The following is a 26,251-nucleotide window of genomic DNA, read 5'->3' on the forward strand; positions in this document are numbered from 1 at the left end:
GGACAACTTCTGGCCTCCTTCGCTGCTTCCACAACTGTCCCCAGTTGTCCACACGCCGATCCCCAGATGCTCCCCCGGTTGTCCCGAGCGCCGGTGGATTCGCGGTTCTCCACCGGTCGGGTTGTGGGCAGACCTGTGGGAGAGCTGTTGGCAACCCCGGGAAGGCATGTGGGCAGACCCGGGGACAGATGTGCACAGCTTGTGGATGAATTGGGGAAAGTTCCAGGTCATCCTTGGGGACCGAGGTCGCTGTGGACATCTCGGCCGGTTCGCGGATTTCTGCGGGCGGGGTGAGGCGAAGCCCACCCGGGGGCGCAGAAAAGTTGGCCTCTGCAGCGCGTCCCGGTGACCTCGCAGGGCGATCGGACGACCACGTCACGTGCGGATTCGCCGACGCGGAAGCCTCGGCGGGGCTCGGCACACCCCGGATCCAGCGGTGCGGAGCCCTCCGGGTGGTGCGGGATCTTTCTGCTCCCGGGGGTGGGCGCGGCCGCGGTGGGTCAGCAGAAAGGTTCCCGTCGTCGGCTCGCGGGCCGGATTTCGGATGCGCGCCGTCCGCCGGAGCGGGGTGCGGGTCGGGGCGATCCCCCGGGATCTTTCTGGTCGCGGGGGTGGGGCGCGGCGATCCCCAGTAGCAGAAAGATCCGGTGTTCGCCGCCCGGCCAATCACACCAGGCGACCCGAAATCGGGCGGCAGCGGCCAAATGAGCGGCCGACCCGATAAAGGTGCAGGTCACAGCTTCGAGTGTTCGCGGTTTCGGAGCCGACCTCGGACACCTGGCGATGCGGTCGGGCCCGAAACCGCCCGATCAGCGGGACTGCTGCTTGATGCGCGCGGTGAGCTCCTGGACGTGCTCGTAGACGCGGCGGCGCTCGGCCATCTCCTTGCGGATCTTCTTGTCCGCGTACATCACGGTGGTGTGGTCGCGGCTGCCGAAGGACTGCCCGATCTTGGGCAGCGAGGAGTCGGTCAGCTCGCGGCACAGGTACATGGCGATCTGCCGGGCCTGGGCCAGCGCCTTGGTCTTGCCGGGGCCGCACAGGTCGTCGATGGTCACCCCGAAGTAGTCCGCGGTCACGGCCATGATCGTGGGCGCGGTGATCTCCGGCGTCTGCGAGTCCGGGATCAGGTCGCGCAGCACGATCTCGGCGAGCTGCAGGTCGACCGGCTGCCGGTTCAGCGACGCGAAGGCCGTGACCCGGATCAGCGCGCCCTCCAGCTCGCGGATGTTGCGCTCGATGCGGGAGGCGATGAACTCCAGCACGTCGGCCGGCGCGTTCATCCGGTCCTGGGCCGCCTTCTTGCGCAGGATCGCGATCCGGGTCTCCAGCTCGGGCGGCTGGATGTCGGTGATCAGGCCCCACTCGAACCGGGTGCGCAGCCGGTCCTCCAGCGTGCGCAGCCCCTTCGGCGGCCGGTCCGAGGAGACCACGATCTGCTTGTTCGAGTTGTGGAGCGTGTTGAAGGTGTGGAAGAACTCCTCCTGAGTGCCTTCCTTGCCCTCCAGGAACTGGATGTCGTCGACCAGCAGCACGTCCACGTCGCGGTAGCGGCGCTGGAAGGCCACCTGCCGGTCGTCGCGCAGCGAGTTGATGAAGTCGTTGGTGAACTCCTCGGTCGACACGTAGCGCACCCGCATCCCGGGGAACAGGCGCTGCGTGTAGTGCCCGACGGCGTGCAGCAGGTGCGTCTTGCCGAGACCGGACTCGCCCCAGATGAACAGCGGGTTGTACGCGCGGGCGGGCGCCTCGGCCGCCGCGACCGCGGCGGCGTGCGCGAACCGGTTCGACGCGCCGATGACGAACGTGTCGAAGGTGTACTTGGCGTTGAGCCGGGTCTGCGAGGTCGGCGGAGCGTGCTTGGGCGCGGTGAACGGCTGGCCCTGCTGCTGCTCGGGCTGCTGCCCGCCGCGGCCGAAGGTCGGCCAGACCCCGTTCTCCTCGGAATCCCCTCCGGACTCGGCGCCCTCACCGGTCGCGGGGGCTTCCTGCTCGGCGGAAGTGCTGGTCGCGGGCGCGCTCGGGGTCTCCTCCGGCTGCGGCTCCGGTTCCGGCTCCGCCTTGGGCTTCGGGGGTTCGCCCGCCGGCCACTTGAACTCGGCGGTCGGGAAGTCGATCTCCGGCTGCGGCTCCGGCTTGGCGTGCTTGGGCTCGGGAGCGGGGCTCACCGGCGGTGTCGCGGTCGGCCCGGACGAGGCGGTCGGCGGCGGGTTCGGCGCGGCCGGGCCCGCGGGCGGGTCGCTCGGCACCACCGGGATCGACCCGGTGTGCGCGGTGTGCCCGAAGCTGTCCCCGGAGGAGCCGAAGGCGGGGAGCGAGATGTAGGTGGAGGACTGCTGGTCGCCGCCGGTGGCGGAACCGTTGCCGGGCTCCGGCGCGGGCGCGGCGACCGGGCGGGTCGGCGCGGGCACCGCGGTGTCCACCTTGACCGCCAGCGAGACCGTCCGGCCGAGCCGGCGGGAGAGGGCGTCGGTGATCGGGTCGCGCAGCGCGCGCTCGATGGCTTCCTTGGCGAAGTCGCTGGGAGCGGCCAGCAGCGCGGTCCCGTCGAGCAGCCCGATGGGGCGGGTGACCCGCATCCACGCGCGTTGTTGCGGGGAAAGGGTGCCGGAGGACAGCTCCTGCACCACCTCTTCCCAAACCCGACCGAGATCGGCTTGGTGGTCGGACACCGCCTTGCTCCCCTCCCCTCGCTGATGCGTCCCCGGTTGCGGTCCCGAGGGCCAGCCCCCAAGGTTGCATGGGCAGCGGGCGATGACACGGGACTTGGTAGGCGACTCCGCGGACACACGTGTCCACAGAGTTGTCCACAACGTGTGTATGAAGGTACGGCAGGCCGCTTCGGTATTTCCCCCTGGGGCCGGTGTACCCGCTGCGACCGAGGTCAGGCCCTCGACCAGGCCGATGCTCCCACCCATCGGCCTGCGCCATCGCAGATTGGCACGCTAACAAGCGGGCGTCCCGCCCACAACCAGATCCCCGGCGCCGTCCGGCGATCGTGATGTGGGATGGTGCGGGGCGCGGGGGGCGATCACCAGCGCGGCCGGCGCCGGCTTCCGGCGGGCGGATCTCCGGGCGCACCGCGCCTCCGCCGATGCGTCCCCGACACGTTGCCGGGCCCGTTGCCGACCCCGGTTGTGCACCTGCCGTTGGCCCTGGCGTACCCTCGTACAGTCCCCCGCTTGCGAAGCGGGCATGTCGCTGCGCCGACGTATCGTCCGGGCGGTGACCGCGGGTTCCCTCGACATGGTGGGCCCGAGCAGGGACGTCCAGACCGAACCGTGGTTCATTCGTGGCCTCGGTGCCTGTAGTAACCGGGAGATCCGACCGTGAGCAAGGGCAAGCGCACTTTCCAGCCGAACAACCGCCGCCGTGCCAGGAAGCACGGGTTCCGGCTGCGCATGCGCACTCGCGCCGGCCGGGCCATCGTGGCCGCGCGCCGTCGCCGGGGCCGCGCGCAGCTGTCTGCCTGATCGCGTCCGGCTGTGCTTCCCGCGGCAGCCCGGCTGACCAAGTCCCAGGAGTTCCGCCTGGTGGTTCGTCGTGGCCGCCGAGCAGGGCGATCCCGTCTGGTGGTCCACGCGCTGCGTCCGGACCCGGCGATCGCGAGCTCGGCCGGAGCCGTCGGTGAGGCCGCGTCGGAAGTCGAACAGAACACGGCACCCACCCGGGAGTCGACAGGATCGACCCGGGTGGGTTTTGTCGTGAGCAAAGCCGTCGGCGTAGCGGTGGTCCGCCACCGGGTCACCCGCAGGCTGCGGCACCTGATCCGCGACCGCCTTCCGGCGCTGCCGGAGGGCACACTGGTGGTGGTGCGCGCGTTGCCGCCGGCGGCCGGCGCCACCAGCGACGAGCTCGGCGCGGACCTGGACGCGGCGTTGCGCAAGCTGCGCATCGACCGTCCGGACGGTCCGCGGATCGTGTCGAAGTAGCGACCGGTCGAGGCCGCAGGGCAATGGTCGGTTCGATGTTGATGGCGGGTTCGTGATGGCACAGGACCGAGAGCACGACTCCCCCGGGCGCCCGAGCCCGGCGGCGTGGCTCCTGCTCGGGCCGGTGCACGTCTACCGCAAGCTGATCTCCCCATTGCTGCCGCCGACGTGCCGCTTCTACCCGAGCTGCAGCGCCTACTCGGTCGAGGCGCTCACCAAGCACGGGTTGTTCCGCGGCGGGTGGCTCACCCTCCGCAGGCTGCTGCGCTGCGGTCCCTGGCATCCTGGTGGCCTGGACCCGGTCCCGCCACCCCGTCGGCGGTCCGCGACCACCGGCGTTCGCGAGTCTGACAACACCGCCGAGGAGTAGCGTGCTCGACTTCATCTACTACCCCGTGTCGGCCATCCTGTGGTTCTGGCACGAGATCTTCGGCTTCGTGCTCGACCCGGCCAGCGGATTCGCCTGGGCGCTGTCGGTGATCTTCCTCGTCTTCACCCTTCGCGCGCTGCTGTACAAGCCGTTCGTGCACCAGGTCCGGTCGATGAAGAAGATGCAGGAGTTCGCGCCGCTGGTGCGCGACCTGCAGAACAAGCACGGCGACGACCGGCAGAAGCTCGCCGAGGAGATGCAGAAGCTGCAGAGCGAGCAGGGTTTCAACCCGCTGTCGGGTTGCCTGCCGATGCTGGTGCAGATCCCGGTGTTCATCGGCCTGTTCCACGTCCTGAACGGGTTCAAGCCGGGCGCGCAGTCGAACTTCATCTTCAACGCCGAGGACGTGCGCTCCTTCGTCGCCGCCGATCTCTTCGGCGCGAAGCTGTCCAACCACATCAGCCAGTCCCCCGAGGTGCTGGCCGGTTTCGGCACCGACCGCTCCTCGATGCTGCTCGTCGCGGTGCCGCTGATGATCGCCGCGGCGATCGCCACGCACTTCACCGCCCGGCACTCGATGCAGCGGCAGAGCCCGGAGGCCGCGAACAGCCCGCAGGCCGCGATGACCGGCAAGCTGATGCTGTGGATCTTCCCGATGTTCGCGATCATCGGTGGTCCCTTCCTGCCGCTGGCGATCCTGATCTACTGGCTGGCCAACAACTTCTGGACGTTGGGGCAGCAGCGCGTGGTGTACCGCAAGATCGACCGCGAGGAGGCCGCGTCGGCCGAGCAGGCCGGCGCGCCCGCGGTCGTGGACTCGGCGGTCGTCGAGGCCCCGAGCGAGAGCTCGGAGGCCCAGGCCGCGGAGGCGGGCAAGGACCAACCCGGTGACGTCCCCGGGGTGATCGAAGACCGTTCTCGCGACACCGACCAGCCGGGCGAGTCCCGCTGAGTCCGTCGCGAACCCCTGGAGAGGAGACACCCAGTGTCTGAAACTGTGCAGGAGTCGACCCCGGCCTCGGCCGAAGAGGCCGCGACCGAGGAGTCGAGCTCGGTCGAGGAGACCGGCGCCGAGCAGGTGTCGAACACCGAGGCCCTCCTGGTTCAGGAGGGCGATGCCGCCGGTGACTACCTGGAGCGCCTGCTCGACCTGCTGGACTACGACGGTGACATCGACCTGGACGTCGAGGCCGGTCGTGCGGTGGTGAGCATCGAGGGCGGTGGTGACCTGGAGAAGCTGGTCGGCAACCGCGGTCAGGTGCTCGAATCGCTGCAGGAGCTGACGCGACTGGCCGTGCAGCAGGAGACCGGGGTCCGCAGCAGGCTGATGCTCGACATCGCGGGCTGGCGCGCGGGCCGGCGCGACGAGCTCTCCGAGCTCGGCCGGACCACCGCCGAGGAAGTCCTCCGCACCGGCGAGGAGGCCCGGCTGCGGCCGATGACCCCGTTCGAGCGCAAGATCATCCACGACGCCATCGCCGCGGTCGACGGCGTCCACAGCGAGTCCGAGGGCGAAGAGCCCAACCGCAAGGTGGTCGTCTTCAAGCGCTGACCCCTCCCCCTGCGAGAAGTCCCCGCACGTGCGTTCCGTGCGGGGACTTTCTCGTGCGGGAGGAATCCCCCCGCCGGGTGCTCGGCGACTCATCACCGTGACGTTTTGTCGACAGGTCTTCCCCACCCCGTTCGGGGTCGTAGTCAGGGCGGGTTTCGCGTGAAACACTTCTGCAACCCGGGTCTGGCTGAATGAGTTCCGGGTAGTTGAACCCCGGCCCGCGCGCGGCGGTGTTGCCCGTTCGGTTCTGTTTCACGTGAAACGAGGGTTGGTGCTCGACTGCGGATCGTGATCCGGCAGTCTTGGGTGCGAAGTCCTGGTTCCACGTGAAACGACGGGGTGAATGTCTTGACCGGAGGGGCGCCGGAGTCGGCGCGGGTCGTGTTCGGTGACCGCTTGGAGCTCGCCGAGCGGTTCCACGAACTGCTCCACGAGCACGGAATCCGGCGCGGGCTGATCGGTCCGCGGGAACTGGACCGGCTCTGGGAAAGACATCTGTTGAACTCTGCGGTTCTCGCGGAGTTGCTTCCACCGGAAAGCCGGGTTGTGGACGTAGGCTCTGGGGCGGGGTTGCCGGGCATCCCGCTGGCGATCGCTCGCCCGGATCTCACCCTCACCTTGTTGGAGCCGATGGCCCGACGGGTGACCTGGTTGCAGGAAGTCATCACCGAGTTGTCGCTCACCTGCGAGGTGCAGCGGGGCCGTGCCGAGGAGGGTCCGGTGCGCGAACAGCTGGCCGGCGCCGACGTGGTCACGGCGCGCGCCGTGGCTCCGATGGAACGGCTCGCGAAGTGGTGCCTCCCCCTCCTGCGGCAGGACGGCAAGCTCCTCGCGATGAAGGGCGAGAGCGCGGCCGAGGAACTGCAGCGGGACGAAGCGGCGATCGCGGCGGCCGGTGGCGGCCGCGGCGAAGTTGTCCAGTGCGGCGTCGGCTCCCTGGAGGTGCCGACGACCGTGGTCGTCGTGGAACGGGTCGCGGCGACCCGAAAAGCGTCCGGTCGACGTCGTGACGGTGCACGTCGAGCGAGAAAGGATCGTGGACGGTGACGGACTCAAACGGGGTTTCACGTGAAACAAGGAGCCGCGCGATGGGCGCGATGCGGTTCCCGTCCGGGCCCGAGTCGGAGTCGATGAGCTTCGGGCGGGAGGACATCGGGTGGACTCCGATCATGGAGGAGGCCCAGCGCGCCACCCGCGTGCTGCATCCCGACGAGCTGGACCTCCCCCGCCCGCAGAACCGCCGGATCATGACCGTGGCCAACCAGAAGGGCGGCGTCGGGAAGACGACCTCCACGGTGAACCTCGCGGCCGGGCTGGCCATCCACGGGCTCAAGGTGCTGGTGATCGACCTCGACCCGCAGGGCAACGCGAGCACCGCGCTGGGGGTCGAGCACCGGGCGGGCACGCCCTCGATCTACGAGGTGCTGCTGGGTGAGACCTCGATCGCCGACGCCGCGGCGCAGTCCACCCAGTCCGCCAACCTGTGGTGCGTGCCGGCGACCATCGACCTGGCGGGTTCGGAGATCGAGCTCGTCACGATGGTGGCCCGCGAGGGACGCCTGAAGGAGGCCCTGAATTCCGAGGCGGTCAACGAGCTCGGCTACGACTACGTCTTCGTGGACTGCCCGCCTTCGCTCGGCCTGCTCACGGTGAACGCTCTGGTGGCCGCGCACGAGGTGCTGATCCCGATCCAGTGCGAGTACTACGCGCTGGAGGGCTTGGGGCAGCTGCTCCGCAACATCGAGCTGGTGCAGTCGCACCTCAACCCGGCGCTGTGGGTGTCCACGATTCTGCTGACCATGTACGACGGGCGCACGAAGCTGGCGGATCAGGTGACCGCCGAGGTCCGGGACCACTTCGGCGATCTGGCCCTTCGCACGGTCATCCCGCGTAGTGTCAAGATTTCGGAGGCGCCGGGCTTCGGCCAGACGGTGCTGACCTACGACCCCGGCTCGCGGGGTTCGATGAGTTACCTGGACGCGGCGCGAGAGATCGCGGAGCGGGGTGTCGAAAGGACGTCAGCATGACCGAGCGACGAGGTGGTCTTGGTCGCGGCATCGCCGCGCTGATCCCGAACGGTCCGCCCGGGGGCGCCGACGGCGCCTCCCTCAGCGGTGGTTCGGGACAGGTGCGCGGTGGTGACGCGCCGAGTGCCCCGTCCCCCGCTGCCCCGGCGGATCCGTCCACCCCGGCGGAATCCGAGGTTTCACGTGAAACCGGGGGCGGCTCGGTGGCCGGCGCGACGTATCGCGAGATCGCGATCGCGTCCATCACGCCGAATCCGAAGCAGCCGCGGCAGGTCTTCGACGAGGACGCGCTGCAGGAGCTGCAGCACTCCATCCGCGAGTTCGGCCTGATGCAGCCGATCGTGGTTCGCGAACTGGAGCAGGACCGGTTCGAGCTCATCATGGGTGAGCGCCGGTGGCGCGCTTCGCAGCTGGCGGGCCTGGAGCACATCCCGGCGATCGTCCGCGAGACGAAGGACGACGCGCTGCTGCGGGACGCGTTGCTGGAGAACATCCACCGCGTCCAGCTCAACCCGCTCGAAGAGGCGGCTGCCTACCAGCAGCTGCTCGACGAGTTCGGCGTCACCCACGATGAACTCGCCGACCGCATCGGCCGCAGCCGACCGGTCATCACGAACACGATCCGGCTGCTGCGTCTCCCCCTCGAGGTGCAGCGCCGGGTCGCCGTGGGAGTCCTGTCCTCCGGGCACGCCCGCGCCTTGCTGGGTCTGGAGGACGTGGCGCAGCAGGAGGAGCTGGCGAAGCGGATCGTCGCGGAGGGGCTGTCGGTCCGCGCGACCGAGGAGCAGGTGACGCTGAAGAAGTCGGAGGAGCCGGCCAAGCCGAAGGCCGCCAAGCCGCAGGTGCAGGCCCCCGGCTTCGACCGCCTGGCGGATCGGCTCTCCAACCACTTCGACACCCGGGTCAAGGTGGAACGTGGTCGTCGGAAGGGCAAGATCGTTCTGGAGTACGGCTCGATCGACGATCTGGAGCGCATCGCGCAGTTGATCTTGGGCGAGCGGGCCCGCGAGATCGACGAAGGATGACACGGGGGTCTTTCGTCACGGTGACGATAACGATCGCGGCCTGATCGAGGCCAAAGAAGCGGCCCGGTCTCCCCTCGGGGAGGCCGGGCCGCTTCTCCGTTTCACGTGAAACGCTAGCGGTTGATCGCTCGCTCCACGAGGGTGGCGAAGGCGTCGCCGAGGGAGCGGCCGGCGGCCTCCACCGCCATCGGCATCAGCGAGGTCTCGGTGAGACCCGGCGAGACCTTCACGTCGAGGAAGTGCGGAACGCCGTCGGTGTCGATGATCGCGTCGGTCCGGGAGACGTCGCGCAGCCCGAGCAATCGGTGCGCCGCGATCGCCAGCTCGCCGGCCGCGGCCGCGGAGCTCTCCGAGATCTCGGCCGGGGCGTGGTAGCTGGTGAGCCCGGCGGTGTAGCGGGCGGTGTAGTCGTAGACGCCGTCGGCGGGCTCGATCTGCACCGCGGGCAGCGCTTCCGAACCCTGCTCCCCCTCGATCACGGTGACCGCCACCTCGGTGCCTTCGATGAACTTCTCCACCAGCACCGCGTCGCCGTAGGACAGCGCACCGACCATCGCCGAGGGCAGCTCCGCGGCTTCGGTGACCACCTGGGCGCCCAGCCCGGAGCCGCCCTGATCGGGCTTGAGCATCAGCGGCAGGCCCAGCTTGGCCACGAGCGCGTCCAGCACCGCCTGCGCGCCGAGTTCCCGGAAGGTGTTGTGCGGCAGGGCGACCCAGTCCGGCGTGTTCAGCCCGGCGCGGGCCAGCTCGGCCTTGGCGGTGGGCTTGTCCCAGGCGCGGCGGCAGGCGTGCGAGCCGGTGCCCACGTAGGGGATGTCGAGCATCTCCAGCAGCGTCTGCACCGAGCCGTTCTCGCCCTCGCCCCCGTGCAGCGCGATCACCACGGCATCCGGGCGCTCCTCGGTGAGGCGGGACAGCAGCCGTTCATCGGCGTCCCACTCCGCCACGGTCATCCCGGTCGACCGCAGCGCGGCGGACAACCGGCGACCCGAGCGCAGCGACACGTCGCGCTCGTGCGAGAGCCCGCCGGCGAGAACGGCAACCCAGCGATCAGACACTTCTGGAACACCTCGAAAAGTCAATTGAGAACCGATTTGCGGGGGCCGGCAGGAGAACCTGAGCGGCTCCTGGCTCCGGGAGCCACTCCTTGTGTATCACTCGTGCGCGGCGGCGCAGCGTCCTCACCGGGGAGGCCGCTCCAGATCCCGCGCCCCGGGGAGGAGAGTAGAAGGTCCACCGCACCCGCCGGGCGAGCGCGGTGGACCGGTGGTCGCCCTCGGGATCAGGCGGTGTCCGGCGAGGGCGCCTGCGGCCCCGGGACGCTCCGCTGCGGGACGGTGCCGAAGGTGCGGACCAGGTCCATCTCCTCGGTCAGCACGTTGGCGAGCCGGCGCACGCCCTCCCGGATCCGCTCCGGGGTCGGGTAGCAGAAGGACAGGCGCATCTGCCTGCTGCCGAAGCCGTTCTTGTAGAAGCCGGTCCCCGACACGTAGGCCACGCGCTGGGTGACCGCGCGCGGCAGCATCGCCTTGGTGTCCACGCCCTCGGGCACGGTCAACCAGACGAAGAAACCGCCGTCCGGCTTGGTCCACGTGCAACCCTCGGGCATGTACTGCTCCAGGGCGGTCATCATCGCGTCCCGCCGCTCCCGGTACTGCTCCTGGAAGATCTTGATCTGACCCTTCCAGTCGTGCGTGCTCAGGTAGCGGCTCACGATCATCTGGGTGAGCGTGGGCGGGCACAGCGTCGCGGACTCCGCGGTGAGCACCAGCTTCTCCCGGATGGCCAGCGGGGCGAGCACCCAGCCGACCCGCAGCCCGGAGGCGAAGGTCTTGGAGAAGGAGCCGAGGTAGACCACGTTGTCCGCGTCCAGGCTGCGCAGCGCCTGGTGGGGCTTCCCGTCGAAGCCGAGCAGGCCGTAGGGGTTGTCCTCGATGACCAGGATGCCGGCTCGCCGGCAGATCTCCAGGACCTCCGGGCGGCGCTCGGGCGCGAGCGTGATGCCGCCGGGGTTGTGGAAGTTCGGGATCGTGTAGAGGAACTTGATCCGCTTGCCCTGCTGCTGCACCTCGGCGATGGCCTGGCGCAGCGCCTCGGGCTGCAAGCCCTCGTCATCCATCGCGACGTGCACGATCTCGGCCTGGTAGGCCTGGAAGGACCCCAGCGCGCCGACGTAGGACGGGCCTTCGGCGAGGACGACGTCACCGGGATCGCAGAAGATCCGGGTGATCATGTCGAGACCCATCTGGGAGCCCGCGGTGACCACCACGTCGTCCGGGTGCGAGGTGATGCCCTCGAGCTCCATCACCTCGCAGATCTGCTCGCGCAGCTCCGGCACCCCGTGCGCGGAGCCGTACTGCAGGGCGACCTGGCCGTCCTCGGCGATCAGCCTGCCGACCTCGGCGCCGAGGGATTCCAATGGCAGGGCGGCGAGGTTGGGCATGCCGCCCGCCAGCGAGACCACCTCGGGGCGGCTGGCGACGGCGAAGAGAGCTCGGATCTCGGAAGCGGTCATCCCGGCGGTCCGCTCGGCGTAGGCCGCTCGGTAGGCGTCGAGGTTGCGAGCGGAGTTATCCGCGGGCTGGTCCGGCTGGCTACCTTGATCCGACATATCGCGCTCCGGTTTCGTCGTGCGCTCGAGACCGCTCGCTGGCTGACGCGAACGGTCGGGCGATTCTATAAGGCCTATCGCTCCGCGGTAGCGGAGATGTAACAGGCACCTCGTTGACGACGCCCTTCGGTCCTCGTGCCGCCGCGCCGGTGCTGCGGCACGGCCGAAGCGCTGACCCGATTTGTCGCACGTTTCACGTGAAACCGCAGCCGCGGAGGTGATCTCACCCCATCGAGGTGGATCGGGTGCGCAGCGGTGCTTCCGGCGCGGCGCACCCCGGCTTATTCTGTGCGCAGTCCCCGCTACTCAGGTGCGGGTTCACGCGGGTTGCCAGGAGGTCAGGTGTCGCGACGCGTCGTCGGCGTCACGCTGGACAACCTCGACCACCTGCCCCAGCGGTGTCGCCGGTGCGTCTTCTGGGAACTGGCGCCGCACGTCCGGGAGCAGGCCGAGGAGTTCGGCGAAACCGAGCTGGAGAAGGAGGCCTGGGTCTCCAGCGTGCTGCTGGAGTGGGGCTCCTGCGGGCGCATCATCTACGTCGACGGGGTGCCCGCCGGGTACGCCGCCTACGCTCCCCCGGCCGCGGTGCCCCGCGCCGCCGCGTTCCCGACCGCTCCGGTCAGCGCGGACGCCGTGCTCCTCACGGCCCTCCACGTGCAGCCTGAGTTCGCCGATGGCGGCCTGGGGCGGGTCCTCCTGCAGAACGTGGCCAAGGACCTCACGCGACGCGGTGTGAAGGCGATTGAGGCCTTCGGAGACCTCACCGGGGAGTCCTCGTGCGTGATCCCGGCGGGCTTCCTGCAGAAGGTGGGCTTCAAGACGGTCCGCCAGCACCCGAGGTGGCCGCGGCTGCGGTTGGAGCTGCGCACCGCGATCTCGTGGAAGGAGGACGTGGAGGCCGCCCTGGAGCGCCTGCTGTCCTCGGTGACGATCAAGACCGCGGAACCCGCGGTGCGCTGAGCAGTTCGGCCCCCAACCGCACGTCCCGAGGCGTGCGGTTGGGGGCCGAACTGCTCTACGCGCCCTCGGCTCGCGCCAGCTCGTGGCGCAGCAGGTCGTCGAAGGTGAAGGTGCCGGTCGGCTGGTCGTCCTTGCCCAGCAGGTAGAGCCGCTTGACCGCGACCAGCAGCCCCTCGGCGACCACATCGCGGAACGACGGGTCCAGCAAGCGGGAGCGGTCCCGCTCGTTGGTCAGGTACCCGATCTCCATGCGCACCGCGGGCATCTTGGTCAGCCGCAGCACGTCCCAGGTCTTCGGGTGGCCGCCGCAGTCGCGCATGCCGGTGCGCGCCACGATCTCGCGCTGCAGGAACCCGGCCAGCGCCTCCCCCACGTTCGAGGTGGTGCCGTTGCCGGTCCCGAAGTGGAAGCTCGCCACGCCCTCGGCCCGCGGCGACGGGTTGGAGTCGATGTGCAGCGACAGGAACATGTCCGCGCCGGCCTCGTTGGCGAAGGTGGCGCGATCGGCGTCCGGCGGGCAGGCGTTCGGCCCGCGGGTGATCAGCGCCTCCATCCCGGTGGCGACCATCCGGCCCTCGAGCCTGCGGGCGAGGTCCCAGGTCAGCTCGGCCTCGCAGGTCTCGCCCACGCACGCGCCGCGGTCGGTGCCGCCGTGGCCCGGGTCGATGACGATGCGCTTGCCGCGCAGCCGCGGCCCGGCGCGGCGCACCTTCTCCTGCTCGCGCAGGAACACCGGGCGCCCGCCGCGCACCTTCGGCGCCAGCTGCTTGAGCGCGCGGAGCGTGCCCGGCCCGCAGATGCCGTCCGAGTTGAGCCCGTAGTCGCGCTGGAAGCTGCGCAGGGCGTGCTCGGTCTCGCGGCCGAAGATGCCGTCCGGGCGCCCGGCGTCGTAGCCCAGTTCGAGCAGCCGCTCCTGCAGCGCGAACACGTCGTCGCCGCTGACCGGCTTGGAGACCAGGAACGCCAGCGAGCGGTCGCCCAGCCGCCAGCGCGCGTCGGTCAGGGCTCGGTAGGTGGCCGGGCCGACGAGGCCATCGGTGATCAGGCCGCGCTGCTGCTGGAAGCCGCGCACCGCCTGCTCCACCGCCTCGTCGAACACGGCCTGGCCGGACCGGCCGGTGGCAGGCAGCAGACCCAGCGCCTCGAGGGTGTTCCTGATCTCGGCAACGGCCGGACCGACGTCACCGCGGTGGAGCAGCTGCATGCACTCCTCGCTCGATTCAGGCGCCGGTTCCACTCCGGCGCGGAGGACGGTCGGGACGCTTCCCGACTCCGGTTCTGCGTGGGCGGACCACGAAAGTGTGGCCCCAACGGGTCATTGTGCCTTGCGTTGCGGGGCCCGGCGTCGCGGCCTACGCGCACCCGGGCTCAACTGCGACGACAGGCGGTGCGCACGCGGTGCCGCCGAGTGCGGAAACGACGAACCCGCCGCCTGTGTCTATCGACAAGACGGCGGGTTCGCGTTATTCGGTTGCCCCGTCGGGAGTCCTAATTCACAGGAAGTCGGCGAGGTCGTCCAGCAGCGCGGCCTTCGGCTTGGCGCCGACGATCTGCTTGACCGGCTGGCCGCCCTGGAACACCAGCAGGGTCGGCACGGACATGACCTGGTAGTCCCGCGAGACGCTCGGGTTCTGGTCGATGTCGAGCTTGGCGACGGTCAGCTTGTCGGAGTGCTCCTCGGCGATCTCCTCGAGCACCGGCGCGACCATCTTGCACGGACCGCACCAGGTGGCCCAGAAGTCGACCAGCACGACCTTGTCGCTGTCGAGGACCTCGCTCTTGAAGGTGTCCGCGTCCACGGTCACGGTGTTGCCGGCCATGATGATTCTCCTTTTCGGGGTGGGTGTGCGCTCGGGTCCGCGGGGACCCGGGATCAGTTGGCGACCGCTGCGGAGGCGGTGACGTCGGCGTGCTCGGCCAGCCAGCGCTCGGCGTCGATGGCCGCGGAGCACCCGGAACCGGCGGCGGTGATGGCCTGCCGGTAGGTGTGGTCCACCAGGTCGCCGCAGGCGAACACGCCGGGGACGCCGGTGCGCGTGGAGGGCTGCTCGACCTGCACGTAGCCCTCGTCGTCCAGCTCCACCTGGCCCTTGACCAGCTCGCTGCGCGGGTCGTGGCCGATCGCGACGAACATGCCGGTCACGGCAAGGTCGGAGTGCTCGCCGGTGACGGTGTCGCGCAGCTTGAGGCCGCTGACCGTGCCCTCGCCCTGGACCTCGGCGACGGTCTTGCTGGTCAGCCACTTGATCTTCTCGTTGGCGCGGGCCCGCTCCAGCATGATCTTGGAAGCGCGGAACTCCTCGCGGCGGTGGATGATCGTCACCGACCGGGCGAACTTGGTCAGGAAGGTGGCCTCCTCCATCGCCGAGTCGCCACCGCCGATGACGGCGATGTCGTGGTCCCGGAAGAAGAACCCGTCGCAGGTGGCGCAGGAGGACACGCCGTGGCCGAGCAGCTTCTCCTCGCCCGGCGCGCCGACGTAGCGCGGGGCGGCGCCCATCGCCAGGATGACGGCGCGGGCCCGGTGCTCGACCCCGTTGGCCACGACGGTCTTGATCTCGCCGGAGAGGTCGACGCGCTCGACGTCCTCGGGGCGCAGGTCGGCGCCGAAGCGGCCGGCCTGGGAGCGCATCTGCTCCATCAGGTCCGGACCCATGATGCCGTCCTTGAACCCGGGGTAGTTCTCCACGTCGGTGGTGGTCATCAGGGCGCCCCCGAACTGGGACCCCTCGAAGATCAGCGGCTCCAGCTCGGCCCGCGCCGCGTACACCGCCGCGGTGTAGCCGGCCGGACCAGAACCGACAATGATCACGTTGCGGACGTCGCCAGTCACCGCGCCCCTTCCGTCGTAAGCGTGTGCGCCGCGCGGCTCGCGCGACGGCATCCGAGTCAACGCGATCCTATTCGCCGGTGTTCCCGATCGGTCGGACGCGGTGCCGCACGGCACAGCACCCCCGGTCCGCTCCCACATCTCGGGAACCGGGGGTGCTGCGCGCAGCGGTCAGCCGCCGAAGGTGCCGTCCGAGATCGTGGCGGGGTTGCCCGCTCCGCAGCCGGGCCCGACCGCCAGGAGGCGGAACTGGCCCAGGCCGCCGCCGGGCAGGATCAGCAGCTGGGCGCGCTGGCCGTCGAGCGTGACCTCCTTGGCGCCCATCGGCTTCCCGCCGCTGACGCCGTTGGCCTGCAGGCAGCTGATCAGCTGCTGCGGGTCCTGCAGCGCGCGCACGTACTCGTCCGAGCGCATGACCTGCGAGAACTGCGCGCCGTCGAGCTGCACCTGATCGCCCTGCAGGGCCATCGGCGCGTTCTGGCCCGACGGGCCGGCGTCCGGGGCCGGGGCGGCTCGCCGCTCGTCGTCGGCGCCGGTGCCGGGCAGCACCGCGAAGACCACCGCGGCTGCCGCGGCGGCGACCCCGGCCAGCCCCGCGCCGAGCGTCCAGCGCTGCCTGCGGCGCCGCCTGGCCGCCGCTAAGTCGACCACCTGCGCCCCGCCCGGGGCCTGTTGCGGCATCTGCCGGTGGGCGGCCTCGGCGGCCAGGGCGTCCTCGATGCGCGTCGAGACCTCGCCCGGGATCGGCAGCGGCGGCAGGTCGCGCAGCTCGGCGCTGGTGGCGTCGAGCGCGGCGAGCATCTCCTCGGCCTCGGGATCGGCCTCCACCCGGCGGCGCAGCTCGGCGGCGGTCGGCTCGTCCAACACCCCCGCGTGCAGGTCGGCCAGCTCCTCCAGGGACGGTGGCCCCTGCGGCGCTCCCGCGCGCCGGTACTCCCCGCTCATCGTCCCTCCCGTCGACGCATGGCCATCGCGTCATCTGGGACGTTCGCATCTGCACTCGGGTTCCGCAGATGCCCCAGAAGTTTCGCCAGCTTCGCCCGGCCCCGCGCGCAGCGGCTCTTGACGGTGCCGTCGGCGATGCCGAGCAGCCGGGCCGCCTCGGACACCGAGTACCCCTGGACGTCCACCAGCAGGATCGGCGCGTGCTGGTCCTCGGGGAGGGTGGCGAGCGCTTCCTGCACCGCCATCCTGGTGTCCTGCTCGGCGATCGCGTCGCGGGGCGCGGGCGGCTCGGGCCCGGTCTCCGGGAACGGCACGGTGGGCCGGGCCTGCCTGCGCCGGATCCGGTCCAGGCAGGCGTTCACCACGATGCGGTGCAGCCAGGTGGTGACCTGCGATTCGGCTCGGAACGACCCGGAGTTGCGGAAGGCCGAGATCATCGCTTCCTGCAGCGCGTCGGCTGCTTCCTCGTGATCGCGCGTGGTGCGCAGCGCAACAGCCCACAGCCGATCCCGATGTCGGCGGAAGAGCTCGGAGAACGCGTGCGGGTCTCCGTCGTTGTGCGCCGCGATGAGCTCGGCATCGGATGCGGCGGGGGTCGACACGGCCCAAGACCTTACTGATCCGGCGAACCGCCCGGGAAGTGCCCGCGGTGACCGCGCGGCCGCGCACTGCGACGCGCCCTCGCCGGACGAGCGACGAGGGCGCGCGGAGTGGCTGGTCAGGCCGCTGAGCCGGTCACGCTGATCTCGTTGATCTTGGAGGCGAAGTTCCCGCCGTCGCCGGGCGAGAGCTTGGTCAGCACCACCAGGATCTGGTTGCTCGGCGCGGCCGCCTGCAGCTTGATCGGGGTGTCGCCGGAGGCGAGCTCGGCGGACCCCAGCAGCTTGGAGTCCATGCTCGGCGTGCCGTCGACCTGGCGGATCTCCACCCTGGTCCCCGGGCTCGGCGAGTTGATCACGACCTGCTGCAGCACGGTCGGGCGGTCCAGCGTGAGCACCGCGCCGGTGCCGGTGTTGATCCCGTCCGGGCCGAGCTGCTGGAAGTAGTTGTAGGTCGACCAGTCGGTGCTCGGGTCCCCGTCGAAGAGGTGCGGGATGCTGTTCGGCGCGTCCGGCTCGCCCTGGACGGTGAACGAGACGCCGTCGGTGATGCCCACCGGGGCGGCGGGCGGCGGCGCGGTCGAGGACGGCTGCTGGGACGGCTCGTCACCGCTGATGATGGTTCCGGTGCCGCCCCCGCCGGTGTCGGTGAAGATGCCGATCACGCCGACGGCGATCCAGCCGATCACCAGGATGGTGGCCGCGGCCAGCACCCCGACGCTGATCATCAGCTTCTTGCGGGTCCCCTTGTCGGTCTTCGGGTCCTCGCGCCGCCACACCTCGTTGGCCTCGAAGGTGGCGGTGTCCCCGCCGGTCCCGGTCGGCGCGGCCTCGTAGGTGGCGTACTGCTCCAGGACGCGCAGCACGGCCGCACCGGTGCGGACCCCTCCGGTGGTGCCGGTCGAGTCCGGCGTGCCCAGCGCGCGCACCGCGACGGTGGACAGCTCCATCGGCACGGTCGGGCGCAGCGTGCGCGGCGCGACCAGGTCGCCGTCCGGGCCGGTCGGCGCGGTGGGCAGTCCCTCCGGCGCGCCGTCGAGCGCCCAGCGGCCGGTCAGCAGCAGGTACAGCGCGGCGCCGAGGCCGCGCACGTCGTCGTTGGAGGTGGCGTGGGCCAGCGGACCGGGGAAGGCCATCCGCACCTCGCCGTCCGGGGTGACCCGGACGCGCTGCGGGTGATCGGCGCCGAGCACCAGTCCCGCGTGGTGCGCGGCTTCCACCGCGGCGGCCAGCGGCTGCATCAACCGCGCCGCGGTGCCGGGCGGGAGGGGCCCCTCGGCGACCAGGTCGAGCAGGTCCGTGCCGTGGGTCCACTCGGAGATCACCAGGCCGAGCACGCCGGCCGGATCTCCGCTGGAGGGGGTGACGACGTCCAGCACCCGCGCGACGCCGATGTGGTTGAACGTGCTGGCGTGCATCGCGCGTTCCAGCGTGCGCCGCGCGTTGTTGGCCGCCTCGGCGTCGGACCGGTCGCCGACCAGGATGGTCAGCGCGACGTCGCGGCCGAGCACGCCGTCCTTGGCGCGCCACAGCTGCGCGTCGCACCGGTCGTCGGCGCCGACCTGCGCGAGCAACCGGTACCTGCCGTGGTCCAGCACGCGTCCCGGGGTTAGCTCCGCCGCGGCGTCAGCGCCCGAATCGTCGTTCTCGTTCGTGATCTGCTCGGTGGGTTTGCTGGTCACCTTCCCTCTCCCGCTCCTTCCGGTCCGCCTTGGGGGTTGGATACACCCGTGCTCCCTCACGGAAGGAGACTTCGGAGTCGAGGGTACGTGACGCGGATGTCAGCGACGACGCAGCAAACCGGTGACGCGCCCAACGGCGGGTTGCAATTCCGCCACTCGCAGTATCGACATCGCCCCGAAGATCACCGCGAACCCGACGGCGCTGCCGAGGAGCAGCTGCAGCCACCCGGTCCCGGCACCGGCCGGCCCGGCGATCAGCGAGTCGACGCCGATCGCCACGCCCCAGGCGGCGAGACCACCGATGATCGAGGCGATCAGCGACTTGCCGAGGGTCTTGAGGAACCGGGCGCTGCCGAGCGGGCCGAGCCGGTGCCGCAGCCACATCTCGCCGACCAGCCAGCCGAGCACGAAGGTCAGCGAGTTGACGAACGTCAGCCCGTAGACCACGTCCTCGTGCGGGAGCGCGTTGGCGACCGCGATCGCCAGCAGCACCTTCGCGATGGTCATCACGACCATGATCAGCGTCGGGGTGCGGGCGTCGTTGAGCGCGTTGAAGGTGCGCATCTGCATCAGCGTCAGCGCGTAGGGCAGCACCCCGAAGGCGGAGACGGCCAGCGCGAGGCCCAGCGTGGTGGCCGAGCCGGTGGAGCCGCGCAGCGCGAACAGCGACAGCGCCAGCGGCACGCCGAGCGCGGTCATGATCGCGCTGACCGGCATCAGGGTCACCGTGGACAGCCGGTTGCCCAGCGAGAGGTCGTCGACGACCTTGGCGTAGTCGCGGTCGGCCGCGGCCGCCGACATCCGCGGCAGGATCGCGGTCATGATCGAGAAGCCGATCACGCCGTAGGGCAGCTGCAGCAGCATCCACACGTAGTTGTAGATCGACCACGCGCCCGCGTCGGCGCCGAAGGCCACCCGGCTCAGCGCGATCAGGCCCACCTGGCTGACCGCCACGTAGCCCAGCATCCACAGCGCCAGGCCGCCGAACTCGCTCAGCCGCGAGTCCCAGCCCCACCTCCAGGCCCAGCGGAAGCCGGTGCCGCGCATCGCGGGCACCTGGATCAGCGCCTGGCTGACCACGCCGAGGGTCACGCCGATGCCCAGGGTCAGCACGTGCGCGTCGGTCATCGACACCGGGTCGAGGGTCATCTCCCCCGGCAGCAGCCAGTACGCCACGATCGTGGCGATCACGACCAGGTTGTTCACCACCGGGGCCCAGGCCGGCGGGCTGAACACCTGCTTGGCCTGCAGGATCGCCCCGGCCAGCGCCGAGATGCCGTAGAAGAAGATCTGCGGCAGCAGCAGGTAGGCCAGGACGTTGACCAGCTCGATGTTGGAGGCGTCGGACTGCGTCACGAACAGCAGGGTCAGCAGCGGCGCGCAGACCACGGCCACCAGCGTGCCCACCCCGAGCACCACCACCGCCAGGGTCATCAGCTGCTGCTTGAACCGCAGCCCGCCGTCCGGGTCGGCCTTCTGCGAGCGCACCAGCACCGGCACCACGACGCTGGTCAGCACACCGCCGACCAGGAGCTCGAAGATGCTGTTGGGCAGCGTGTTGGCGACGGTGAACGAGTCGTTGATGACGCCGAAGCCGACCGCGGCGGCCAGCATCAGCTTCCACAGGAAGCCGGTGATCCGGCTGATCAGCGTCGCGATGGCCATCGAGCCGCTGGCCTTGAGCAGCGAGGGCTTGCCGGGCTTGCCCGGCGAGACCGGGCGGATCACCGCGGTCTGCTCGGCGGCCTGCTCGGCGGCCTGGTCCGGTCCCGGTTCGGCGGGCACCGCGCGCAGCGGCTGCGTCTCGGCGACGTGCCAGCCGCGGTGCGGCTGCCCGTGGGTGCCTGCGGGGCGGACCGGCCGGGTCGGCCCGTCCGGGGAGACTCCCCGCCTGGGGTCGGTTTCTCGGTTCAACGCCTCAGTCCTTCGCCCGCACCGGAGCTCGCGCCCCGATCGTGTCGCTCCACAGCTTCTCAGCTCTGGTCGCGGTCACGGTCGGTGGTGCTCCACTGGGCGATTCGGGGCGGAACGGTTAACAGCTCCGCGGTGGTCTCCGAATCGGGGTCCGAGGGCTGCTCCGCGGCGCGGCGCTCGCGCCGGCCCTTGGCCTTCTTCACGATCCGGCGCACCGACATCAGCACCAGCACCGCCCCGGCGATCCCGGTCAGCCAGGGGATCATCGCGCCGTAGTTGGTGGACTCCATGAGCAGCCGCTTGGGCGTGCCCAGCTGGGTGCCGCCCTCGGCGGTGAGCCGCACGTCGAGGAAGAACTGGCCGGAGCGCTGCGCGTCGGCCTGCAGCATGAACTGCCGCCGCCCGTTGGCCGGCACGGTGGCCAGCTGACCGCCGAAGTCGTGGTGCACGGTCACCCCGGGCACCTTCGGGATGTGGAACTCGATGCCGACGGTGAACGGGAGGTCGTTGACCACGGTCACCGGGATCGGGCTGTCCGACTCGGTGCGCGTGGTCCGCCCGGGGAACTCCTCGATGCGCACCATGCCCAGCACGTCCCGGATCGGGCGGGTCCCCCGGCGCACCCAGTCCGAGGCCGCCGCCGGGTTGTCCCGCCAGGCGCTGGAGACCGCGTGCAGCAGGCCGTTGCGCAGCGGGGTGGTCACCCGGCCGGGCGGGACCGGGTTGGCGAACTCCGGGCTGGAGGAGCGGGCCAGGTCGCCGACCTTGTAGTTCTGCGCGGCCATCCGGTCGACGACGTCGCGGGGGATCTCCGAGCTGCTGGCCTGCACCGGGTAGGTCAGGTCGGCCACCGGCAGCTTCTCCGGGTCCGGCTGGGGCAGCGGGGTGGGATCGATGATCTTCGCGTCGGCCAGCTGCTGCATCCCGGACAGCAGCGCGGTGAGGTCCTCGCCGGTCATCTGCCAGCGCCGCGGCGGCACCATCACCGAGGTCGAGTTGCCGATGAAGCCCTGGGTGGCGCGGAAGGTCAGCGCGCCCAGCGCGTCCTGCGCGGTCGTGGTGCCCTCGTCGGTGCCCGGCGAGGTCGCGGTGACCTCCTGGGCGGTGTCCCGGTTCGGGTCCAGCGCGCTGGACAGCAGCGGGTCGATCGGCACCGCGGCGCGGTCCTGGCCGCGCAGCCGCACCGGCGACAGCGAACCCGGCGGGATGTCGACCGCCCTGGTGTCCAGCAGCGTGGTCTTGGGCAGGTCCTCGGACAGCGGTCCGGACAGCGCGCCCTCGATCGGCCAGAGCACGTCGCGCGGTTCGGCGTCCAGGCCGTCCTTGGCGGCGAGCAGGTCGGCGCCGTCGAGAGCGCCGCGGACGAGGTCGGGCAGCCCGGCGCGGCCGAGCGCGACCAGGTCGGCGTCGGCGTAGGGCAGCGCGATCACGCAGCGCCCGGAGACCGCCTGCCGCAGCTTGGTCAGCCACAGGTCCGCGGCGTTGCGCCCGATGCCCTCCACGAGCCTGCCGTCGGGCTTGCGCACCTGGTACCCGCCCTGCATGGCCTTGGCGGTGATCAGCAGGTCCGGATCGATGGCGAAGCACAGCGAGTTGCCCAGCGTGGAACCGGGCGGGGTGCCGTCGATGATGCCCTGCACCAGCTCGTAGAGCCTGCCTCCGGGGGCGAGCTCGGTGGACAGCTGGTCGTCGACGAGCACCGCGCGCCCCTGCGGCAGCGCCTCGCGCTCCATCCGCGGCCGGTCGACGATCGGCACGATCATCGAGGTCGGGGTGGGCTCGGCGGGCGGCGGGGCCGGAGCTCCGGGCAGCCCGGTGACCGGGAGCAGGAACTTCTGGTCGGCGATGCGCGTGCGGCCGTCGGCGGAGCCGTTGATGTTGATCAGCAGCGGGTAGACGCCGGGCTGGTTGATCTGCAGCGAGTCCAGCGGCACGCGGATCTGGACCGGGAGGCTGCTGCCGGGTTCGACGCGGCCGGGCAGCTCGGTGAAGCCGGGGCCGCGGCTGCTCGGCGGGCCGTCGCGCAGGTAGCGCTCGACCTGGGGTTCGCTGGTGGCCGGGTTCCCTGCTTCGACGCGCCCCTCGAGGTCGGTGATGGCCTCGTCGCCGGTGTTGGTGAGCGTGCCGCTGACAACGACCTCGCCCGGGGAGTCCGGACCCACCACGCTGGGAGTGACCTTGGTCACATCGAATCGGGCGGGACCGTCGGTCTGCGCGGTCGCCTGCGAGACCGGAAGCATCGCGAAAACCATCACCGCGGCCAGCGCGGCCAGCAGAAACCTCAACCCGGCTCCGTCCCGGTACTCCTCGTCGGACGGGCCCCGAACCGCTCGGCCGAACCGTCGCCGCGCTCGCTCAGCGCCCGTCGCACCAGCCGCCGTTCGTCGGCGTAGGCCAGCACCTCGTCCAGTTCCCTCAGCGGCACCCAGGCCACCTCGGTGACTTCCACGTCCTCGTCGGAAAGCTCCCCGCCCACCGCATCCAGCAGGAAGTGGTGCACGGTCTTGTGGATTCGCCGGTTGCCCGCGACGAACCAGTAGTCGATCGTGCCGATCGCGGTCACCACCCGGCCGATGATGCCGGTCTCCTCGGTGACCTCCCGCACCGCGGTCTGCGCAGGGGTCTCACCAGGTTCGATGTGCCCCTTGGGCAGCGACCACAGCAGCCGGCCCTTGCGGTCCACCCTCCCGATGATCGCAGCGAGCTCCGCGGCGGCGTCGACCACCAGTCCCCCGGCGGAGGTCTCGTCGACCGTTCGCAGCCTGCGCCGCCGGCGTCGGTTCCGACGCCCCGGCTGGTTACCGCCGGAGCGGCCGGGCGACGGGGGCATGCGCCCGATGGTAGTGCGATCAGCCGCGCGGCGGGGCCGCGGTCGTGGCCGCGTCGGGTGACCGGCGGGGTGATCCGAGCGCCGGGGCCTGCGGTTTCGCGAGGTGGACGGGCTGCCGCCCGGTGCGGTGGTGAACCGGTCACGTAGGGGTGAAACGGCTGGCCGCACGCCCGATACCCTGGTGCGTCGTGGCCCCCTCCAAGCAGACCGACTCGACCCAGCCCGCGCCGGACCGGCAGCGCGAAGCGCAACGCAACGCGGTCGTGGAGCTGATCCGGGTCGCGCCGGTCGCCGAGGAGCTGGGCGAGCGCTTCGCCGCCGCGGGCCACGCGCTCTACCTGGTCGGCGGCAGCGTGCGGGACGCGCTGCTGGGCAGGCTGGGCACCGATCTGGACTTCACCACCGACGCGCGCCCGGAGCGGGTGCGCGAGCTGCTCACCGGCTGGGCCGAGACGATCTGGGACACCGGCATCGAGTTCGGCACCCTGGGCGCCTACCGGCGCGGCACCACGGTGGAGATCACCACCTTCCGCGCCGACAGCTACGACCGGGTGGGCCGCAACCCCGACGTCGACTTCGGCGACAGCATCGACGGCGACCTGGTGCGCCGGGACTTCACCGTCAACGCGATGGCCATCGAGCTGCGCGCGCGCACCTTCGTCGACCTGCACGGCGGGATGGACGACCTGGTCGCCGAGCGGCTGGACACCCCTGCGGCCCCGGAGGACTCCTTCGCCGACGACCCGCTGCGCATGCTGCGCGCGGCCCGCTTCGTCGCGCAGCTGGGCTTCACCGCCGCCGACCGGGTGGTGACCGCGATGACCGAGATGTCGGCCGAGATCGCCCGGATCACCCCGGAGCGGGTTCAGGTCGAGCTGTCCAAGCTGCTGTGCGGGGAGCACCCCCGGCGCGGCGTGGAGCTGCTGGTGGACACCGGGCTGGCCGAGCACGTGCTGCCCGAGGTGCCGGCGATGAAGCTGGAGATCGACGAGCACCACCAGCACAAGGACGTCTACCGGCACTCGCTGACGGTGCTGGACCAGGCCATCGACCTGGAGCGGGCCGAAGACCCGGACGGCGAGCCCGACCTGGTGCTGCGACTGGCCGCGCTGCTGCACGACGTCGGCAAGCCGGCAACCCGCCGGTTCGAGCCCGGTGGCGGCGTGAGCTTCCACCACCACGAGGTGGTCGGCGCGAAGATGACCCGCAAGCGGCTCCGCGCGCTGCGCTACCCGAAGGACGTCATCAACCAGGTCAGCGATCTGGTGTTCCTGCACCTGCGGTTCCACGGCTACAGCGACGGGCAGTGGACCGACTCGGCGGTGCGCCGCTACGTCAACGACGCGGGCCCGCTGCTGCCCCGGTTGCACAAGCTGGTGCGCGCCGACTGCACGACCCGCAACAAGCGCAAGGCCTCCGCGCTGCAGCGCGCCTACGACGACCTCGAGGAGCGCATCGCCCGGATCGCCGCCGAGGAGGACCTGGCCAAGGTTCGCCCGGACCTGGACGGCAACGAGATCATGCGGCTGCTCGGCGTGGAGCCCGGGCCGATCGTCGGCAAGGCGTGGAAGCACCTCAAGGAGCTCCGGCTGGACCGCGGCCCGATGGACCGCGACGAGGCCGTCGAGGAGCTGTTCAAGTTCGCCCGGGAGCAGGGACTCGACGTCTGATTCGCCGAATCCGCAGGTCGTGGGGCTGAAGTGCGGCACTGTTAATAGTGAGTGCTGAGCACTGGTTCGTATTTCTCGTTGTTGTTGCTCAATGGTGTTGTTCTGCGGGTTCCGCGGGCACCGAATCGGCCTGGGAGGGTCCCCGTCGGCCGTTCCGGTGAGATCATGTGGCCGTGGGATCGGACGTTGAGGTGGAACCGGGGACGCTGCTCGTCGCGGCGCCGCAGCTGCTGGACAAGAACTTCCGGCGAGCCGTCGTCTACGTGATTCATCACCGGGCCGAGGGCACGCTCGGGGTCGTCCTGAACCGGCCGAGCGAGGTCGCGGTCGAGGAGGTCCTGCCGAAGTGGGCCGAGCACGCCACCGAACCCCGGTCCCTGTTCGTGGGCGGCCCGGTGGAGCAGCGCACCGCCATCTGCCTGGCGACGCTGCGCGCGGGCGAGCGCGCCGACGCGATCGAGGGCATGGTCGGGGTGCGCGGCCCGGTCGGGCTGGTCGACCTCGACGGCGATCCCGACTCGCTGGTGCCCAGGGCGCGCGGGCTGCGCTTCTTCGCCGGCTACGCGGGCTGGGACGCCGGTCAGCTCGCCGGGGAGATCGACCGCGGGGACTGGCACGTGGTCCCCGCGCTGCCGGACGACGTGATCGCCGATCAGGACCAGGAGCTGTGGTCCAGGGTGCTGCGCCGCCAGGGCCCGCCGCTGGCCTTCCTGGCCACCCACCCGGGCGACGTCAAGCTCAACTGACGCACCGCACGCCCGGGGACCTCTTGATGAAGATGGGGAGGGCCGCAGCCGGGGCGAGTTCTCCACACACCTGTGGACAACTTCCTGTGGATAACTTGGGGACCGGGGGGTTCTCCCAGGTCAGGCGCTGCAGCAGCCGCCTGCGCAGCCCGCGCACGGGCTGGGGTTGACCCGGGACGGGGCCGGGACGGTCTCGGCCGCGCGGTTCCCCACCACGCCGCCCACCGTCATCAGCGCGAACGCCCCGACCAGCCCGATGACCGCCACCATCGCGACGGTGAACCCGGTGGCCAGCGCCGGCATCGCGACGCCGCTCAGCACCGCGACGCCGCCCGCGCCGAGCATGGCCGGGCCGGCCGCGCGGTTGGCGAGCTCGAAGGCCTCCTCGCTGCGCATGGCCGCGGGGGTGCGGACTCCGACGTAGGTGTTGCGGGGCAGCCGCCCGCGCAGCCCCCGGAAGCCGAGCGTCAGCAGAGCCGCGCCACCGAGGACCAGGACCGCGCAGAGAATCACCTGAACAGCGAGCACCCCAGCAGCCTAAACCTCAACCTGGCGGCT

Annotated in this window: 24 protein-coding genes; 11 read left to right on the top strand and 13 right to left on the bottom strand. The window is 71.0% G+C overall.

All coding sequences use genetic code 11. The features are described from left to right. Nucleotides 1–809: 809 nt before the first annotated feature. Nucleotides 810–2,672 (bottom strand): chromosomal replication initiator protein DnaA, encoded by a 1,863-nt coding sequence (dnaA, locus tag ACFQRI_RS14100; RefSeq protein ID WP_380668503.1) that lies wholly within the window; start codon nt 2,670–2,672, stop codon nt 810–812. A gap of 657 nt (nt 2,673–3,329) precedes the next feature. Between dnaA and rpmH the strand changes: the two genes are divergently transcribed. From rpmH to ACFQRI_RS14140, 8 genes are all read left to right on the top strand, one after another. After that, a complete protein-coding gene (rpmH, locus tag ACFQRI_RS14105) occupies nt 3,330–3,473 on the top strand; it encodes a 50S ribosomal protein L34 (RefSeq protein WP_125092573.1) in 144 nt (47 codons plus the stop codon). A gap of 12 nt (nt 3,474–3,485) precedes the next feature. Continuing rightward, complete coding sequence (rnpA, locus tag ACFQRI_RS14110) at nt 3,486–3,932, top strand: ribonuclease P protein component (protein ID WP_380668506.1); 447 nt, start codon at nt 3,486–3,488, stop codon at nt 3,930–3,932. Nucleotides 3,933–3,987: 55 nt separating this feature from the next. After that, a complete protein-coding gene (gene yidD / locus ACFQRI_RS14115) occupies nt 3,988–4,302 on the top strand; it encodes a membrane protein insertion efficiency factor YidD (RefSeq protein ID WP_380668508.1) in 315 nt (104 codons plus the stop codon). Nucleotide 4,303: 1 nt separating this feature from the next. Beyond that, nucleotides 4,304–5,254 (top strand): membrane protein insertase YidC, encoded by a 951-nt coding sequence (yidC, locus tag ACFQRI_RS14120; protein ID WP_380668510.1) that lies wholly within the window; start codon nt 4,304–4,306, stop codon nt 5,252–5,254. Nucleotides 5,255–5,287: 33 nt separating this feature from the next. Next, a complete protein-coding gene (locus ACFQRI_RS14125) occupies nt 5,288–5,854 on the top strand; it encodes a Jag family protein (RefSeq protein WP_380668512.1) in 567 nt (188 codons plus the stop codon). Nucleotides 5,855–6,202: 348 nt separating this feature from the next. After that, nucleotides 6,203–6,901 carry a 16S rRNA (guanine(527)-N(7))-methyltransferase RsmG gene (gene rsmG, locus ACFQRI_RS14130; RefSeq protein ID WP_380668514.1) on the top strand — a complete coding sequence of 233 codons (699 nt, stop codon included), beginning with the start codon at nt 6,203–6,205 and terminating at the stop codon, nt 6,899–6,901. A gap of 50 nt (nt 6,902–6,951) precedes the next feature. Beyond that, nucleotides 6,952–7,881 (top strand): ParA family protein, encoded by a 930-nt coding sequence (locus ACFQRI_RS14135; RefSeq protein ID WP_380668751.1) that lies wholly within the window; start codon nt 6,952–6,954, stop codon nt 7,879–7,881. After that, complete coding sequence (locus ACFQRI_RS14140) at nt 7,878–8,906, top strand: ParB/RepB/Spo0J family partition protein (RefSeq protein WP_380668516.1); 1,029 nt, start codon at nt 7,878–7,880, stop codon at nt 8,904–8,906. Before ACFQRI_RS14135 ends, ACFQRI_RS14140 begins: the two co-directional genes overlap by 4 nt. Before the next feature lie 113 nt (nt 8,907–9,019). On the opposite strand, the gene ACFQRI_RS14145 is transcribed toward ACFQRI_RS14140, so the two are convergent. Next, entirely contained in the window at nt 9,020–9,964 is a 945-nt protein-coding gene (locus ACFQRI_RS14145; protein ID WP_380668518.1) for a D-alanine--D-alanine ligase family protein, read from the bottom strand. Between the two features lie 224 nt (nt 9,965–10,188). Then, nucleotides 10,189–11,517, bottom strand: a complete 1,329-nt coding sequence (locus tag ACFQRI_RS14150; protein ID WP_380668520.1) for an aminotransferase-like domain-containing protein — start codon at nt 11,515–11,517, stop codon at nt 10,189–10,191. 342 nt (nt 11,518–11,859) lie between these two features. Here ACFQRI_RS14150 and ACFQRI_RS14155 point away from each other — a divergent pair, with 342 nt between their 5' ends. Further along, entirely contained in the window at nt 11,860–12,477 is a 618-nt protein-coding gene (locus ACFQRI_RS14155) for a GNAT family N-acetyltransferase (protein WP_380668522.1), read from the top strand. Between the two features lie 55 nt (nt 12,478–12,532). On the opposite strand, the gene ACFQRI_RS14160 is transcribed toward ACFQRI_RS14155, so the two are convergent. The 9 genes from ACFQRI_RS14160 to ACFQRI_RS14200 all read right to left on the bottom strand — a co-directional run bounded on the left by ACFQRI_RS14160 (nt 12,533) and on the right by ACFQRI_RS14200 (nt 23,277). Beyond that, on the bottom strand, nt 12,533–13,681 hold the full coding sequence (locus tag ACFQRI_RS14160) for an N-acetylmuramoyl-L-alanine amidase (protein WP_380668524.1): 1,149 nt from the start codon (nt 13,679–13,681) through the stop codon (nt 12,533–12,535). 289 nt (nt 13,682–13,970) lie between these two features. Then, nucleotides 13,971–14,297: a thioredoxin gene (gene trxA, locus ACFQRI_RS14165; protein ID WP_380668526.1), complete on the bottom strand. Its 327-nt coding sequence runs from the start codon at nt 14,295–14,297 to the stop codon at nt 13,971–13,973. 53 nt (nt 14,298–14,350) lie between these two features. After that, nucleotides 14,351–15,310 carry a thioredoxin-disulfide reductase gene (gene trxB / locus ACFQRI_RS14170; RefSeq protein ID WP_380668528.1) on the bottom strand — a complete coding sequence of 320 codons (960 nt, stop codon included), beginning with the start codon at nt 15,308–15,310 and terminating at the stop codon, nt 14,351–14,353. 168 nt (nt 15,311–15,478) lie between these two features. Next, nucleotides 15,479–16,252 carry an anti-sigma factor gene (locus tag ACFQRI_RS14175; protein ID WP_380668531.1) on the bottom strand — a complete coding sequence of 258 codons (774 nt, stop codon included), beginning with the start codon at nt 16,250–16,252 and terminating at the stop codon, nt 15,479–15,481. Continuing rightward, on the bottom strand, nt 16,249–16,854 hold the full coding sequence (sigM, locus tag ACFQRI_RS14180) for an RNA polymerase sigma factor SigM (RefSeq protein WP_380668533.1): 606 nt from the start codon (nt 16,852–16,854) through the stop codon (nt 16,249–16,251). The genes ACFQRI_RS14175 and sigM overlap by 4 nt, the downstream gene beginning before the upstream one ends. 116 nt (nt 16,855–16,970) lie before the next feature. Continuing rightward, on the bottom strand, nt 16,971–18,533 hold the full coding sequence (locus tag ACFQRI_RS14185; RefSeq protein ID WP_380668535.1) for a protein kinase family protein: 1,563 nt from the start codon (nt 18,531–18,533) through the stop codon (nt 16,971–16,973). Nucleotides 18,534–18,632: 99 nt separating this feature from the next. Next, nucleotides 18,633–20,447: a murein biosynthesis integral membrane protein MurJ gene (gene murJ, locus ACFQRI_RS14190; RefSeq protein WP_380668537.1), complete on the bottom strand. Its 1,815-nt coding sequence runs from the start codon at nt 20,445–20,447 to the stop codon at nt 18,633–18,635. 59 nt (nt 20,448–20,506) lie between these two features. Then, entirely contained in the window at nt 20,507–22,732 is a 2,226-nt protein-coding gene (locus ACFQRI_RS14195; protein ID WP_380668539.1) for a DUF6049 family protein, read from the bottom strand. Beyond that, nucleotides 22,729–23,277, bottom strand: coding sequence for an NUDIX hydrolase (locus ACFQRI_RS14200; RefSeq protein WP_380668541.1), 549 nt, complete (start codon nt 23,275–23,277; stop codon nt 22,729–22,731). The genes ACFQRI_RS14195 and ACFQRI_RS14200 overlap by 4 nt, the downstream gene beginning before the upstream one ends. Before the next feature lie 188 nt (nt 23,278–23,465). Here ACFQRI_RS14200 and ACFQRI_RS14205 point away from each other — a divergent pair, with 188 nt between their 5' ends. Beyond that, nucleotides 23,466–24,947: a CCA tRNA nucleotidyltransferase gene (locus ACFQRI_RS14205; protein WP_380668543.1), complete on the top strand. Its 1,482-nt coding sequence runs from the start codon at nt 23,466–23,468 to the stop codon at nt 24,945–24,947. 173 nt (nt 24,948–25,120) lie between these two features. Continuing rightward, nucleotides 25,121–25,693 carry a YqgE/AlgH family protein gene (locus tag ACFQRI_RS14210; protein WP_380668545.1) on the top strand — a complete coding sequence of 191 codons (573 nt, stop codon included), beginning with the start codon at nt 25,121–25,123 and terminating at the stop codon, nt 25,691–25,693. A gap of 120 nt (nt 25,694–25,813) precedes the next feature. On the opposite strand, the gene ACFQRI_RS14215 is transcribed toward ACFQRI_RS14210, so the two are convergent. Next, the gene (locus ACFQRI_RS14215; protein ID WP_380668547.1) at nt 25,814–26,221 is read right to left on the bottom strand and encodes an SdpI family protein; all 408 of its coding nucleotides are present in this window, start codon (nt 26,219–26,221) and stop codon (nt 25,814–25,816) included. Nucleotides 26,222–26,251 lie beyond the last annotated feature (30 nt).

Origin of the sequence: Saccharopolyspora griseoalba (assembly GCF_042665275.1) — a bacterium.
GTDB lineage: Bacteria > Actinomycetota > Actinomycetes > Mycobacteriales > Pseudonocardiaceae > Saccharopolyspora > Saccharopolyspora griseoalba.

What these genes read in the sequence shown, in the direction of transcription:
- yidD (WP_380668508.1), top strand. Translation starts at nt 3,988, where the DNA reads ATGGCACAGGACCGAGAGCACGACTCCCCCGGGCGCCCGAGCCCGGCG.
- ACFQRI_RS14150 (WP_380668520.1), bottom strand. Translation starts at nt 11,517, where the DNA reads ATGTCGGATCAAGGTAGCCAGCCGGACCAGCCCGCGGATAACTCCGCT.
- ACFQRI_RS14140 (WP_380668516.1), top strand. Translation starts at nt 7,878, where the DNA reads ATGACCGAGCGACGAGGTGGTCTTGGTCGCGGCATCGCCGCGCTGATC.
- trxA (WP_380668526.1), bottom strand. Translation starts at nt 14,297, where the DNA reads ATGGCCGGCAACACCGTGACCGTGGACGCGGACACCTTCAAGAGCGAG.
- ACFQRI_RS14160 (WP_380668524.1), bottom strand. Translation starts at nt 13,681, where the DNA reads ATGCAGCTGCTCCACCGCGGTGACGTCGGTCCGGCCGTTGCCGAGATC.
- ACFQRI_RS14135 (WP_380668751.1), top strand. Translation starts at nt 6,952, where the DNA reads ATGCGGTTCCCGTCCGGGCCCGAGTCGGAGTCGATGAGCTTCGGGCGG.
- ACFQRI_RS14175 (WP_380668531.1), bottom strand. Translation starts at nt 16,252, where the DNA reads ATGAGCGGGGAGTACCGGCGCGCGGGAGCGCCGCAGGGGCCACCGTCC.
- ACFQRI_RS14200 (WP_380668541.1), bottom strand. Translation starts at nt 23,277, where the DNA reads ATGCCCCCGTCGCCCGGCCGCTCCGGCGGTAACCAGCCGGGGCGTCGG.